Source organism: Thermus scotoductus DSM 8553, assembly GCF_000381045.1.
Taxonomy (GTDB): Bacteria; Deinococcota; Deinococci; order Deinococcales; family Thermaceae; genus Thermus; species Thermus scotoductus.
Map to the genome: position 1 here is coordinate 1 of NZ_KB905739.1, position 12,681 is coordinate 12,681.

The following is a 12,681-nucleotide window of genomic DNA, read 5'->3' on the forward strand; positions in this document are numbered from 1 at the left end:
GGTGGACACGGATTTGGTACAATGTTCTTGGGGACAAAGTTCCCCGTGGACCTTGAAACTTGGAGTAGGGGGTTCCATCGGGTAGTCCGATGGGTAAAACTCCAAACGAACACCCGTGGCAGAGCCGGAAGCATTGCGCTCGCCTGCCGATACGGAGTCAAGGTCTTTCTGGGCCCGGACGGGGCCTTCGGGGGAAACCCCGAGAAGCCCCGGACTTTAGTCCGGGGAGTCGTCACGAGGTCCAGGTAGGCCTCCAAAAGCTCCTTTAGGCCCTCCTCCAAGGGAGCCTCCTCCGCGGGGAGGCGTTCCAGAAACCCCGCCGGGATAAAGCGGGAAAGGGCCGCCCGCAAAAGGGCCTCCTTGCTGCCGAAACGCCGGAAGAGGGTTACCTCGTTCACCCCGACCCGCCGGGCGATCTCCTTGGTGGTGGCCCCCCGGTACCCCCGCTCGGCCAGAAGCTCTAAGGCCGCAAGGAGGAGCCTCTCGCTGGGGTCCATGCCGCCAGCAGCCCCATCCGGTTCTGCAAGCAAGCGCATACTTTCAAGACCAGCCTACCCCCCTTTCCCCTCGAGGGCAAGGGGATGTGGCATACTCAACCTAGGAGGAAAAACCATGACCCTACTGGACCGCCTAAGCCGTCTCATCCGGGCCAACCTGAGCGACCTGCTGCGCCGGGCCGAGGACCCCGAGAAGATCATCAACCAGGCCCTGGAGGACATGAAAGAAGCCCTAAGGGAGGCCCGGGAGCAGGTGGCGGCTGCCATGGCTGAGGGCAAGCGCCTGGAACGGGAGGTGGAAAGCCACCTGCAAGAGGCCACCCTCTGGGAGGAGAAGGCCAAGGAGGCCCTGAAGGCAGGCCGGGAAGACCTGGCCAAGGAGGCCTTGAGGCGAAGGAAGCGGGCCCTGGACCTGGCCGAGGGCTTCAAGCAGCAGGCGGAGGAGCAGAAAACCCTTGTGAGCCGCCTCATGACCCAGCTCAAGGCCCTCGAGGCCAAAATAGACGAGGCCGAGGCCAGGAAAAAGCTCCTTCTCGCCCGCAAGAAGGGGGTGGAGGCCGCCGAGGCAGTGCGGCGGATGGAATCCAAGCTGGACGCCCACCCGGCCCTCGAGGCCTTTGAGGAGATGGAGGCCCGCATCCTCTCCATGGAGGACCGGCACGAGGCCCTGAAGGAGCTGGATGGCCAGGACCTGGGAAAGGAGCTCGCCGCCCTCTCCGCGGAAAAGGAGCTGGAGGAGGAGCTTTCCCGCCTCAAGAAGGAGCTTGGCCAATCGTGACGACTCCCCGGACTAAAGTCCGGGGCTTCTCGGGGTCTCCCCCGAAGGCCCCGTCCAGGCCCAGAAAGACCTTGACTCCGTATCGGCAGGCGAGCGCAATGCTTCCGGCTCTGCCACGGGTGTTCGTTTGGAGTTTTACCCATCGGACTACCCGATGGAACCCCCTACTCCAAGTTTCAAGGTCCACGGGGAACTTTGTCCCCAAGAACATTGTACCAAATCCGTGTCCACCTGTGGTGGACGTGGGGGAGCTAAGCTCCCTTCGGTCGCATGTAGCTTCGCTGACCCATGTATCCCCGGTTTGGTCAGCCTGTGTCACGCGTTAGCGTATCTTGAGGGCTATCTTGGAAACCGGGGGATTATAGCTCCCCCACACCCCCTCTTTTCTCTAATCCGGGCATCCCTCCTTGCGGGCAGTGTAGGCCGGCCCACGGGGGCTTAAGGGGTAAACTCCGTATCATGAGGCGGTACCTTATGGCCCTCGCCCTCTTTCTGGCCGCCTGTGCCCCCCAGGCCACCCAGGCCCCCGAGGCCCGGCCCCTTCTTAAGGAAACCGCCTTCTATCCCGCCACCACGGGCCTGGAGTGGGTCTATGTGCCCGAGGGGGAGGCCCTTTCCTCCCCACCCTACCGGGTGCGGGTGGAGGGCCCGGCCCTTTACGAGGGGCAGGAGGCGGTGCGCTTCCGAAGCTTCGGCCGGGGGGAGGACAGGGTCTACTACCGGCAGGTGGGGGCCTTTGGCGTGCGGCTTTTGGGCTTCCAGGACCCCTCCGCCCGGGTGGTCTTCACCCCCCCCATCCTGGAGTACCCCCCGGAGGCCCTCCTAGCCGTGGGCTACCGCTGGGGGGGCAGGGTGACAGTGCGGGTGGAGCTCCTCACCCCTGGGGGACGAGAGCCCCTGGCCCAGGGGGGCCTGAGCTATACCATGGAGGTGCTGGAGGAGCGGGAGGTGCGCCTGCCCGCCGGGGTCTTCCAGGTGTACCGCATCCGCCAGGTCTACCAGGACGAGCGCGGCCAGGATGTCCGGGAAGTCTGGTTTTCCCCCAGGGTGGGGGAGGTGCGCACCCGGGAAGGCCGCGTTCTGGTGGAGAAGAACTTCTAGCTAGGGGGGAGCAATGGTACTGGACAAGGTGAATAGCCCGGACGACCTGAAGGGCCTGACCCTCGAGGAGCTCCTGGCCTTGGCCGAGGAAATCCGGAGCGAGATCATCCGGGTCACGGCGCAAAACGGAGGCCACCTGGCAAGCTCTTTGGGAGCGGTGGAGCTCATCCTGGCCCTGCACAGGGTCTTCCAGTCCCCTAAAGACCGCATCCTCTTCGACGTGGGCCACCAGGCCTATGCCCACAAGCTCATCACCGGGCGCAAGGACCGCTTCCACACCCTAAGGCAGGAAGGGGGGCTTTCCGGCTTCACCAAGGTTTCCGAGTCGGAGCACGACGCCATCACCGCCGGGCACGCCAGCACCTCCTTGGCCCATGCCCTGGGCATGGCCATCGCCCGGGACCTGGCGAAGGAGGACTACCACGTGGTGGCGGTCATAGGGGATGGGGCCCTCACCGGAGGAATGGCCCTGGCCGCTCTCAACAAGATCGGGGAGCTGGGCAAGAGGATGCTCATCATCCTGAACGACAACGAGATGAGCATCTCGGAAAACGTGGGGGCCCTCAACAAGTACTTCAAAGAGCTTCAGATAAGAAAGTGGGTCCAGGACGCCGAGAAGCTGGGGCGAAGCATCCTGGAGCACATCTCCCCCAAGCTCTTCGGCCTGGTGGACCGGGCCAAGGAAGCGGCCAAGCTCATCCTCCACCAGGAGAATCCCTTCTACGCCTGGGGGATCCGCTACATCGGCCCCGTGGACGGCCACGACCTCAAGGGGCTCATCCACATCCTGGAGCACCTCAAGGAGCTGGACGGTCCCACCCTGCTCCACGTGGTCACCAAGAAGGGCAAAGGCTACAAGGTGGCCGAGGCCGACCCCATCTACTGGCACGGGCCCTCGGGCTTTGACCCCCTCAAGCCGGAGAAGGTTTCCAAGGGCTACACCTGGAGCCAGGCCTTTGGGGACGCCGTCACGGAGCTGGCCTATCTGGAACCCCGCCTCTTCGTCCTCACCCCGGCCATGCGGGAGGGGTCGGGCCTGGTGCGTTACTCCGTGGAGCACCCCGACCGCTACCTGGACGTGGGGATCTGCGAGGACGTGGCGGTGACCACGGCCGCGGGCATGGCCCTACGGGGCCTTAAGCCCATCGTGGCCATCTACTCCACCTTTTTGCAACGGGCCTACGACCAGGTGATCCACGACGTGGCCATAGAGGCCTTGCCCGTGATCTTCGCCATAGACCGGGCGGGGGTGGTGGGGGCCGACGGAGCCACCCATCACGGGGTTTTTGACATCGCCTACCTGCGCACCATCCCCAACCTGCAGATCGCTGCCCCCAAGGATGCCCTGGAGCTAAGGGCCATGCTGAAGAAGGCCTTAGAGATCGGAGGGCCCATCGCCATCCGCTACCCCCGGGACAACGTGGAACGGGCCCCGGAGGGCGCCTGGCCCGAGATCCCCTGGGGCCGGTGGGAGGTGCTCAAGGAGGGTACCGAGGCCTACATCCTGGCCTTCGGAAAGACCTTGAAGTACGCCCTCGAGGCCGCCAAGGACGACCCCAGGATCGGGGTGGTGAACGCCCGGTTCCTCAAGCCCCTGGACCGGGAGATGCTCAAGGCGCTTGCCCACTACCGGCTCCTCACCGTGGAAGACCACCAGCGGATGGGGGGGTTTGGAAGCGCGGTCCTCGAGGCCCTAAACGAGATGGGCTTGAAGCCTCAGGTGAAGGTCCTGGGCCTGCCCGACCGCTTCCTAGAGCACGGCTCCATCCCAAGCCTCCACCGCCAGGCTGGGATCGACGCCGAGGGCATCCGGAGGGCCCTAGCGGAAATGGGCGTCCCTCCCACCTATGAGAGGGCTTGAGGCCCTCCCCTTCGCCGCCAACCTTTACAGGGTTCCCGTAGCGGAAGGGTACTTCCTGGTGGACGCCGGGCTTCCCTGGGAGGCGGGAAGGCTTCTAAGGCTCCTCAGGGAACCCCCCAGGCTCCTCTTCCTCACCCACCACCACACGGACCATAGCGGCGGGGCCCGGGCCCTTTGGGAACAGTTTGGCCTTCCCATCCTGGCCCATCCCAAGGAGTGGCCCTACCTGACCAAGGAAAAGCCCCGCCCTCCCCTACCCATACCCCTCCTGGGTCCCTGGCTCGCCAACCTGGCCCCGCCCCTTCCCCGGGAGGCCTTGAGGCCAGTGGAGGAAGGGGAGGAGGTCCTGGGATGGCGGGTGGTGGAGCTTCCCGGCCACACCCTGGGGCAGGTGGGGCTTTTCCGGGAAGGCCTCCTGATCGCCGGGGATGCCTTAAGGGGCAAGGGCCTTCCCCCCAGGTTCATCAACGAGGACCATGCCTTAGCCAAGAAGACCGTGCGCAAGATCCTGGACCTGGGAGCAGAAACCGTCTACCTGGGCCACGGAGGGCCCCTCTCCCGCCAGGAGGTGGAGGCCTTGGCCCTTAAACTGGGGGTATGAGAAAAGTCCAAGCGGGCCTCCTAGCCCTCCTCTGGAGCCTGGGCGCCTTGGCCTGGGCCCAGGAGGTGGTGGTCTACCCCGGCTTCGCTGAGGTCAAGGAACCCGTGCTCCTTCCCCCTTCCGCCTGGGTCTATTTGGCCGGGGAAAAGCTTTCCCGCATGGCCCCGGGATCCTTAAGGCTCCTTGGGGTGGAGGAAAAGGAGCGCATCAACCAGGGAACGGCGGTCCTTTTCCGCTACCAGGGGGAAGGGCCCGCCACCCTGCGCTACCTTTACACCGGGCTTTCTGGGGAGGTCTTTTACACCCTGGAGGAGGGAAGGCTTACCCTCTGGGCCCGGCTCCGGCTGGAGGGAGGGCCCCTGGAAGCCAGAAAGCTCACCCTGCTCGCCGGGGAAGCCCCCCTTCTCGGGGTGGCCGAGGCCAAGGGGATACCCATGCGGGCCTTCGCCGAGGCGCCTTCGGGGGAAAGCCCCTTTGGCCTCTTCCGCTACCCCCTGCCCCCGGGCCGGCTGGAGCCCGGCACCACGGAGATTCCCGTCCTCAAGGCCCAGGTAAGCCCAACCCGGCTTCTTCGCTACCAAGGACCCTTCCGCACGGACAGGCTTCTGGCCCTGGAGCGGGGCTACCGCTTTACGGCACCCTTCCCCCTGGCTCCGGGGAGCCTCGAGGTGGTGGAGGAAGGCTTCTTCCTGGGCCAGGCCCTGCTTCCCGCCACCCCTGAGGGAGAGGTGGCCGAGGTGTGGCTGGGGCGGGACCTCGAGGGCCGGCTGGAACGGTCGGTGAACCTGCTCCAGCAAAGCGAAAAGGAGGCCACCTACCGGGTGGAAACCCGCTTCAAAAACCCCTACCCCTACCCCATCGCCCTCCTCCTTTCGGAAACCTTCCCCCAGCCCTTCCGCCTGGACTTCCCCGAGGCCACCCACCTGCCCCAGGGCTACCGCCTGGAGGTCCCCCTTAAACCCGGGGAGGCCCTTACCCTGGTCTACCGCCTCACCCTTCTCCGCTAGGGACATCTAGGCGGCATCCTGGAGGCATGAAGCCCGACCTTCACCGCTTCCCCCTTCTGGTGGCCTGGGAGATGACCCGGGCCTGCCTTCTCGCCTGCCAGCACTGCCGGGCCTCGGCGGTGCCGGACCCCTTACCCAAGGCCCTTCTCAAGGGCAAGTGCGGGGTCTGCGAGTACCGGGAGCTTTGCGGGGGAAGCCGGGCCCGGGCCTGGGCGGAAACCGGGGATCACCTGGCCGCCGACCCCCGCTGCGCCTACATCCCTAAGGGCCTAGGACAAATGTCCCTGGCCTAAGGGAGCGGGGTTCCCCATAATGGAGCCATGAAGCGCCTCTTGCCCGCCTTGCTCTTCCTGGGCCTTCTGGCCCTTGGGCAAAGCCCCGGGGCCAAGCTCTACTCCGCCAACTGCCAAAGCTGCCACCAGGCCACGGGGCAAGGGATACCCGGAGCCTTCCCGCCCCTCACCCACCTGGACCAGGTGGTCCAGGCCAAGGGGGGCCGGGAGTATCTCATCCGGGTAGTCCTCTATGGCCTTCAGGGCCCCCTCACCGTGCAGGGGAAAACCTATAACGGGGTCATGCCCCCCTTCCGCCAGCTCAAGGACCAGGAGGTGGCCGACCTCCTGAACCACATCCTCACCACCTTCGCCAAGTCCAAGGCCAAGCCCATAAGCGCCGAGGAGGTGAAGGCGCAAAGGGCCAGGGCCCTCTCCCCCCAGGAGGTCCTCAAGTCCCGTCCCCCGGTCAAGTAGACCGGTATACGCCCTCCCCCCGGGGCCTAAAGGCCCCGGGCACCTTTTCCTTAGCCTTTGGCGAGGGATAATGGTCTTACCGTGGAGCCTGGGTTCCACCTTCTCTACGCAAGGCGCCTGGCCTGGCGCCACCGGCTCCTCTTGGCCCTTCCCTTGGCGCTTCTAGGCTTTCTCCACCCCTTCTTCGCCCTGGCCTCCCTCCTACCCTTTTTGCTTCCCGCCCGACTTTGGGAAGGGCGGGCGCTACGGGAGATCGCCCGGGCCAGCCTGGCCTATCCCACCGCCTTGGCCTACGGGGAAGAACGGCTTTGGCAGGAAGCCCGCAAGCTGGAGATCCCTCCTCCCCCCTTCCCCCTGGGCCTTCTCGCCCTCTACCTAGTCCTCCTGGCCTTGGCCTTGGGCTCGTGGACGGGGCTTCCTCCCAGGGAAGCAAGCCCCTTCTGGTCCCTTCCCAACGCCGGGCGCCCCGCAATCCCCCAAACCCCCTTGGAAAGGGAGAAGCCAGCCGAAGCACCCGGGGCTTCACCTGGGAAAACCACGCCGCCCCCGGATTTCCCAGAGGCCCTCAGGAAGCCGCAAGGGAAGGAGCCAGGCCAGGGCCACCCCGCCCCAACCTCCCAGGAGGGAAGGGAACCGGAGCCCAGCCCCCAGGGATCTTCCCCCAGGGGTTCCCCCCGGGCCCCGGGGCAGGGCACCCAGGCGCCAAGCCGAGGGGAAGGAAAGCCAGAAGCCACCCAGGAGGTCCCAGGTCAGGAACCGGGCCAGCCTAAGGAAGCAGGCACCCCCACCCCAGGTGCCTCAGGACCCTCCCCAACCCTGGAGGCTCCCGCCTCCTTGCCCCTCCCAGAGCCCACCGGTCCCGGGCAGGAGCTCCTCGGGCCCGGCCGGGAAGGAAAGGGCCAGGACCTACCCTCCCCTTGGCGGGAGGGAAGCCCTCCAGAGGAAGTGCGCCGGGGAGTAGAGGTCTACCTGGAGCGCACCCCCCTCTCCCCTGAGGCCCGGGAGCTTTTGCGGCGCTACTTCAGCGGGCCCTAACCTTCTCCAAGGCCTCGGCCACGCTCACCGGCCCCACCTCCAGCCGATCCGCCATGGGGAAGGCCCCCATGGAACCCCCGTGGCCGAAGCGGGCCCCCACCCGCAGGTCCACATCCTTGAGAAGCTCCCGCATGAGCTCGTGCTTCCTTCCGCCCTCCATGGCGGCGTAGGGGTTTTCCCGCACCTCGAGGAGGTCAATCCTTCCCCCCTCCCCCACCTCGTAGATGGCGAAGCGGGGAGCATGCCCAAAGGGCCCCGGGTACACCTTCCCTTCATCGTTTTTGGCTAGAGCGATGGCCACGCGCATAGCCTGAGTATACACCCCCTGGGTATCAGGGGGCTTCGGACCGCCGCCATTCCCCGCTTTTCCCCCCCGCCTTGTGCAAAAGCTGGACCCTGGAGATCACCAGGCCCTTGGAGGCCGCCTTCAGCATGTCGTAGACCGTGAGGGCCGCCACGGCGCAGGCGGTCAGGGCCTCCATCTCCACCCCGGTCTCCGCCTTGGTGCGCACCGTGGCCTCGATGCGCACCCTTTTGGCCTCCTTCTCCAACTCCACCCCCACCTCCACCCCGGTGAGGGGCAGAGGGTGGCAAAGGGGAATGAGCTCAGAGGTCTTCTTGGCCCCCATGATGCCCGCAAGCTGGGCCACCGTGAGGGGATCCCCCTTCCCCACACCCCCCTTTTCCAGGGCAGCCAGGGCCTCTTCCGTGAGCTCCACATAGGCCTCGGCGGTGGCGGTGCGGAAGGTGGGGGACTTCTCCGTCACGTCCACCATGTGGGGCCTGCCGTCCTTAAAGTGGGTGAGGTCCATACCTCCAGTCTAGAGCCTACCCCCCAAAACCCATCCCACTGACAAACCGCAGGATGGGTTCCCGCAGGAAATACACGAAGACCAGGACCAAAAGCTGAAGACCGATAAAGGGGATCCCCCCCAGGTAGATGTCCGCCGTCTTCACCTCCTTGGGGGCGACATTCCGCAAGTAGAAGAGGGCGAAGCCGAAGGGCGGGGTGAGGAAGGAGGTCTGCAGGTTCACCCCCACCAGGAGGCCAAACCAGAGCTTGTCTATGTTCAAGGCCTCGGCCCCGATGGCCAGAAGGGGCAAGGCGATGAAGGCGATCTCAAAGAAGTCGATGAAGCAGCCCAGCAGGAAGACCAACACCATCACGAAGAGGATGAAGCCCACCTCCCCGCCCGGCAGGCCCGTGAGGAACCCCTCCACCCAGAGGTCCCCGTCCACGCCGCGGAAGACCAGGCTGAAGAGGGTGGAGCCGATAAGGATGAAGATGACGAAGGCCGTGAGCTTGGCCGTGCCCTCCATGGCCCCGTAGAGGACCTTGAAGGAAAGCCGGCGGTTCAAAGCCGCCAGGATCAAGGCCCCCACCACCCCCATGGCCCCGGCCTCCGTGGGGGTGGCCAGGCCGATGAGCACGGTGCCCAGCACCAGGAAGATCAGCACCAGGGGAGGCACCATGGAAAGGAGGGCCCTTCTGAGAAGGAGGTTTTTGCGGATCCAGGGAAGGAGCACCAAGCTCCAGATCCCTAGGGCCAAAAGCACCTCCAGCCACTCCGCCCAGGCGGGCAGGAAGCGCCCCACCGCATAAGCCCCTACCCCCACCAGCAGATAGGAAAGCAAGGCAAAGGCCGCCTGGGCTTCCTTGCCGGCGTCAGGCCGGGCTTCCGGAGGAAGGGCAGGAGCCCATTTCGGGCGGAAAAGGGCCACGTAGATCACGTAAAGGAAGTAAAGGCCCACGGTGAGAGCTGAGGGGATCAGGGCCGCCTTGTACATATCCCCCACGGAAACCCCAAGCTGGTCCGACAACACGATGAGGACCACGCTTGGGGGGATGATCTGGGCCAGGGTGGCCGAGCCCAGGATCACCCCGCTGGCGAAGCGGGGGTTATAGCCGTACTTCAGCATGATGGGCAGGGAGATAAGGCCCATGGCCATGACGCTGGCCGCCACCACCCCAGTAGTGGCGGCCAAGATGGCCCCCACGAAAACCACGCTTAGGGCCAAGCCGCCCCTTAAAGGCCCAAAGAGCTTCCCCATGGTGTCCAGGAGGTCTTCGGCCAGGCCGCTTTTCTCCAGGATGATCCCCATGAAGGTGAAGAAGGGGATGGCCAGGAGAAGCTGGTTGGACATGATGCCGAAGATGCGGTCGGGCATGGCCTTAAGAAGGGGTGCGGGGAAGATGTCCAGGGCGATGCCCAAAAAGCCGAAAACGATCCCCACCGCCCCCAAGGAGAAGGCCACGGGGTAGCCGGAAAGCAAAAAGACCACCAGAGCCAAAAACATCAGGGGAGGCATGAGGTTTTCCAGGTTCATTCCACCACCTCCCGTTCCTCCTCCACCAGCTGCAGATGCCCCGTGAGGTAGGCGATGCGCTTGATCAGCTCGGAGATCCCCTGGAGGGTCAAAAGGGCAAAGCCCAAGGGCAAGGCCAGCTTGATGGGCCAGCGGGGAAGCCCTCCCACATCGGGGGACATCTCCTTCCCCAAAAAGGAGTTCATGGCCCAGGGCCAGGAGAGGTAGATCACCCCCACCGCCATGGGCAGAAGAAAGAGCACCGTCCCCACCACGTCGATCCAGGCCTGGGTGCGCTTGGAAAACCGACCGAAGATGAGGTCGATGCGCACGTGGGCGTTGTGCTTTAAGGCGTAGGCCCCGCCCAGGAGGAAGATGAGGCTGAACAGGTACCACTGGGCCTCGAGGTAAGCATTGGAGCTATAGCTGAACCCGTAGCGCATGATGGCGTTGCCTGCGGAAAGCAAGGCCACCAAGAGCACCAGCCACACGGTGAGTTTGCCTATGGCCTCAGTTAACGCATCTATGGCTCGCGAAAGACCTAAAAGAAGGCGCATTCCCAACCCCCCTTGAAGCCCGCCCCATCCTACCCAGGGCAATCCGGGATGTCAATGCGGGGTTGCGTCCAGGAGGGATTTTTCCCTGTTGCTTTTCCATTCCAAGTCCTAGCGGGCCCGGCGGATCGGGGCTACCAGGAAGGCCCCCAGGAGAAAGAAGGTCCCCGCCAGCAAAAAGAGCACCAAATACCCCAGGCCCTCCCCCTGGGCGTTCAGGAGGTCCAAGGGCCGGCCAAAGGCTCCCGCCAGCACCTGCGGCACCACGATGGAGGTCTGCCACAGGCCCATGTCGGTGGCGTGGGCCCCGGGGTCCCTCAGGACATCCGCCACCAAGGCCCAGTCCACCGCCAGGTAGACCCCGTAGAAGAGGCCAAAGAAGAGGGCCAGGAACAGCAGGGCATCGTAGTGGGGGAAAAGGAGGATGAAGGGCATCAGAAGGCCCAGACCCACCCCCGAAAGGTAGATGAGGGGTTTGCGTCCCCAGCGGTCCGAGGCCCGACCGGCGGGGATGCTGGCCAAGGCGGCCCCCAAGGAGATGAGAAGGCCCAAAAGGGCCACCCCCTGGAAGGGCTCCTGGGCGAGGGCCCGCCCGAAGGCCTGGAAGACCCGCACCACGTCCGCCAGGTAGTACTGCAGGTAGGTCTGGGCCAGGTAGAAGCCCAGCATCACCAGGAAGCGGGTCAGGTAGACCAAAAGGAAGTCCCGGTCCTGCCAGGGCCTCACCATGGCGGCCAAAAAGGGCCTAGGATTGGCCCTCAGGGGATGGTCGGGGATGACGCGCGCGCTAAGGCCCGCCCCCGCCAGGTTCAAGAAGGCGGCCAGGTAAGCCTGGAAGGCCAAGGGAAAGAGAAAGCCCACCGCGCCCCCCAGAACCTGGCCGGAAACCTGCAACACCCCCATGTACCCTGAGGCCACCCCTCTGTTTCCCCGGGGCACCAGGTCGGGGATGAGGGCGGAGTAGGGCCCAGTGGCCAGGTCATCGGCCACCTGCAGAAGCAGATAGGCCAGGAGCAAAAGGCCATAGCCTGGAGCGTGCACCAAGAGAAAGAGGGCCAGGGCTGTGAGCAGGCTTCCCAAAAGGAGAAAGGGCTTCCTCCGACCCAGGCGGTCCGAAAGGTAGCCCATGACGGGAGGCCCCAGGATGGCCATCACCGCCCCCAGACCGAAAAGAAAGCCAAGGCGGGTAGCCTTCTCCTCAGGAGGGGAAAGCTCCGCCACCTTGGCGGGAAGGATCACCAGGAGGACCAAGAACCACTTGAAGCTGGTGGCAAACCAGTAGGCGGAAAGGGAAAGGAACCAGCCAGGCCCATGGCGCATGGGCCTTACCTTACCAGACCGTGGCCTCGGGAACCACGAGAAGGGGCATGGAGCTTTGGCTGGAGAGCACCTCCACCATGCGCCCAAGCCGGTGGCGCCAGGTGCTCTTGGCCTTGGAGCCCAGGACCAGAAGATCGGCCTCCCGGGCCTTGGCCAAGCGCAGAAGGTCCAGCTCCTCATCCCCCTTGGACACCTCCACCACCCCGGTGGCCTTGAGAAGCTGTTCCAGGTGCGCCTTGGCCTGGGCTAAAACCTCGGTCAGGGCGAGGCCTTCGGGATCCAGATACGTGGGGAAGCAACACCCCCCTTGCCCGCTCACCAGGTGGAGCCCAAAGACTTCCGCCCCCAAAGCCCTCCCCCAGGCCTCCGCCACCCGGAAGGCGGAGAGGCTTGCGGGGCTATCGTCCAGTCCCACGGCGATGCGGCGCACCGCCTTCAAGGCCCTGGGGAGCAACAAAACCGGCACCTCCCCCCGGTGCAGGAGGTAGCGGGCGAGCCCACCCCGGGCCAGGACCTCGAGGGTACCCGTCCCCCGCTGCCCCAGGAGCACCAACCGGCTTTTCAATGCTTCCCCCGCCACCACCTGCGCAGGGAAACCCCGGAGCACCCGGGCCCTAAGCCCGGTATCCGCCAGGGTCTTTTGCACCTCCTTCTCCACCTGGCTAAGGGCTTCCTCCAGCCCCGGCCTAAGATGGGGAAAGCGGCGGCCAAGGGCCTCAAAGTAGGGAGTGGGCACCACGTGGAGAAGCTCCGCCGGGATGCCAAGCCCCTCCTGAAGGAAGCGGGCGCTTTCCACCACCGACTCCAAGCCCTCCCCCAAATCCACCGCGGCCAACAGGCGCATGCTTCACCCCCTGGCCCCAATATAATC

At 65.3% G+C, this 12,681-nt stretch carries 14 protein-coding genes and 1 pseudogene; 8 read left to right on the top strand and 7 right to left on the bottom strand.

Annotation, left to right across the window (positions count from 1 at the left end):
- On the bottom strand, positions 1–536 hold a 536-nt coding region (locus F604_RS13230), incomplete at its 3' end, for a helix-turn-helix domain-containing protein (RefSeq protein ID WP_019550742.1).
- A gap of 76 nt (positions 537–612) precedes the next feature.
- Between F604_RS13230 and F604_RS0105355 the strand changes: the two genes are divergently transcribed.
- From F604_RS0105355 to F604_RS0105390, 8 genes and pseudogenes are all read left to right on the top strand, one after another.
- The gene (locus F604_RS0105355) at positions 613–1,275 is read left to right on the top strand and encodes a PspA/IM30 family protein (protein WP_019550743.1); all 663 of its coding nucleotides are present in this window, start codon (positions 613–615) and stop codon (positions 1,273–1,275) included.
- A gap of 459 nt (positions 1,276–1,734) precedes the next feature.
- Positions 1,735–2,376 carry a hypothetical protein gene (locus F604_RS0105360; RefSeq protein ID WP_019550744.1) on the top strand — a complete coding sequence of 214 codons (642 nt, stop codon included), beginning with the start codon at positions 1,735–1,737 and terminating at the stop codon, positions 2,374–2,376.
- A gap of 13 nt (positions 2,377–2,389) precedes the next feature.
- A complete protein-coding gene (gene dxs / locus F604_RS0105365; protein ID WP_019550745.1) occupies positions 2,390–4,237 on the top strand; it encodes a 1-deoxy-D-xylulose-5-phosphate synthase in 1,848 nt (615 codons plus the stop codon).
- Entirely contained in the window at positions 4,224–4,838 is a 615-nt protein-coding gene (locus F604_RS0105370) for an MBL fold metallo-hydrolase (protein ID WP_019550746.1), read from the top strand. Before dxs ends, F604_RS0105370 begins: the two co-directional genes overlap by 14 nt.
- On the top strand, positions 4,835–5,845 hold the full coding sequence (locus F604_RS0105375; RefSeq protein WP_019550747.1) for a hypothetical protein: 1,011 nt from the start codon (positions 4,835–4,837) through the stop codon (positions 5,843–5,845). The genes F604_RS0105370 and F604_RS0105375 overlap by 4 nt, the downstream gene beginning before the upstream one ends.
- A gap of 137 nt (positions 5,846–5,982) precedes the next feature.
- Positions 5,983–6,138, top strand: a pseudogene (locus F604_RS13100) (radical SAM/SPASM domain-containing protein); the annotation flags it as partial.
- 27 nt (positions 6,139–6,165) lie between these two features.
- Entirely contained in the window at positions 6,166–6,594 is a 429-nt protein-coding gene (locus F604_RS0105385) for a c-type cytochrome (RefSeq protein ID WP_019550749.1), read from the top strand.
- A gap of 57 nt (positions 6,595–6,651) precedes the next feature.
- Positions 6,652–7,629: a hypothetical protein gene (locus F604_RS0105390; RefSeq protein ID WP_248644135.1), complete on the top strand. Its 978-nt coding sequence runs from the start codon at positions 6,652–6,654 to the stop codon at positions 7,627–7,629.
- Here the strand turns inward: F604_RS0105390 and F604_RS0105395 are convergent.
- The 6 genes from F604_RS0105395 to F604_RS0105420 form a co-directional block, all read right to left on the bottom strand.
- Positions 7,616–7,936: a NifB/NifX family molybdenum-iron cluster-binding protein gene (locus tag F604_RS0105395; protein WP_019550750.1), complete on the bottom strand. Its 321-nt coding sequence runs from the start codon at positions 7,934–7,936 to the stop codon at positions 7,616–7,618. The genes F604_RS0105390 and F604_RS0105395 overlap by 14 nt on opposite strands.
- Before the next feature lie 25 nt (positions 7,937–7,961).
- Complete coding sequence (moaC, locus tag F604_RS0105400) at positions 7,962–8,441, bottom strand: cyclic pyranopterin monophosphate synthase MoaC (RefSeq protein ID WP_019550751.1); 480 nt, start codon at positions 8,439–8,441, stop codon at positions 7,962–7,964.
- A gap of 16 nt (positions 8,442–8,457) precedes the next feature.
- A complete protein-coding gene (locus tag F604_RS0105405) occupies positions 8,458–9,957 on the bottom strand; it encodes a TRAP transporter large permease (protein ID WP_019550752.1) in 1,500 nt (499 codons plus the stop codon).
- Entirely contained in the window at positions 9,954–10,493 is a 540-nt protein-coding gene (locus F604_RS0105410; protein ID WP_019550753.1) for a TRAP transporter small permease subunit, read from the bottom strand. The genes F604_RS0105405 and F604_RS0105410 overlap by 4 nt, the downstream gene beginning before the upstream one ends.
- Before the next feature lie 108 nt (positions 10,494–10,601).
- A complete protein-coding gene (locus tag F604_RS0105415; protein ID WP_019550754.1) occupies positions 10,602–11,810 on the bottom strand; it encodes an MFS transporter in 1,209 nt (402 codons plus the stop codon).
- Between the two features lie 10 nt (positions 11,811–11,820).
- On the bottom strand, positions 11,821–12,654 hold the full coding sequence (locus tag F604_RS0105420; protein WP_019550755.1) for a universal stress protein: 834 nt from the start codon (positions 12,652–12,654) through the stop codon (positions 11,821–11,823).
- Positions 12,655–12,681 lie beyond the last annotated feature (27 nt).

Bases quoted from the DNA above. Each gene is read 5' to 3' on its own strand.
- F604_RS0105375 (WP_019550747.1), top strand. From the start codon at position 4,835: ATGAGAAAAGTCCAAGCGGGCCTCCTAGCCCTCCTCTGGAGCCTGGGC.
- F604_RS0105415 (WP_019550754.1), bottom strand. From the start codon at position 11,810: ATGCGCCATGGGCCTGGCTGGTTCCTTTCCCTTTCCGCCTACTGGTTT.
- F604_RS0105405 (WP_019550752.1), bottom strand. From the start codon at position 9,957: ATGAACCTGGAAAACCTCATGCCTCCCCTGATGTTTTTGGCTCTGGTG.
- F604_RS0105420 (WP_019550755.1), bottom strand. From the start codon at position 12,654: ATGCGCCTGTTGGCCGCGGTGGATTTGGGGGAGGGCTTGGAGTCGGTG.
- F604_RS0105385 (WP_019550749.1), top strand. From the start codon at position 6,166: ATGAAGCGCCTCTTGCCCGCCTTGCTCTTCCTGGGCCTTCTGGCCCTT.
- F604_RS0105395 (WP_019550750.1), bottom strand. From the start codon at position 7,936: ATGCGCGTGGCCATCGCTCTAGCCAAAAACGATGAAGGGAAGGTGTAC.
- F604_RS0105355 (WP_019550743.1), top strand. From the start codon at position 613: ATGACCCTACTGGACCGCCTAAGCCGTCTCATCCGGGCCAACCTGAGC.
- F604_RS0105370 (WP_019550746.1), top strand. From the start codon at position 4,224: ATGAGAGGGCTTGAGGCCCTCCCCTTCGCCGCCAACCTTTACAGGGTT.
- F604_RS0105360 (WP_019550744.1), top strand. From the start codon at position 1,735: ATGAGGCGGTACCTTATGGCCCTCGCCCTCTTTCTGGCCGCCTGTGCC.
- moaC (WP_019550751.1), bottom strand. From the start codon at position 8,441: ATGGACCTCACCCACTTTAAGGACGGCAGGCCCCACATGGTGGACGTG.
- dxs (WP_019550745.1), top strand. From the start codon at position 2,390: ATGGTACTGGACAAGGTGAATAGCCCGGACGACCTGAAGGGCCTGACC.
- F604_RS0105410 (WP_019550753.1), bottom strand. From the start codon at position 10,493: ATGCGCCTTCTTTTAGGTCTTTCGCGAGCCATAGATGCGTTAACTGAG.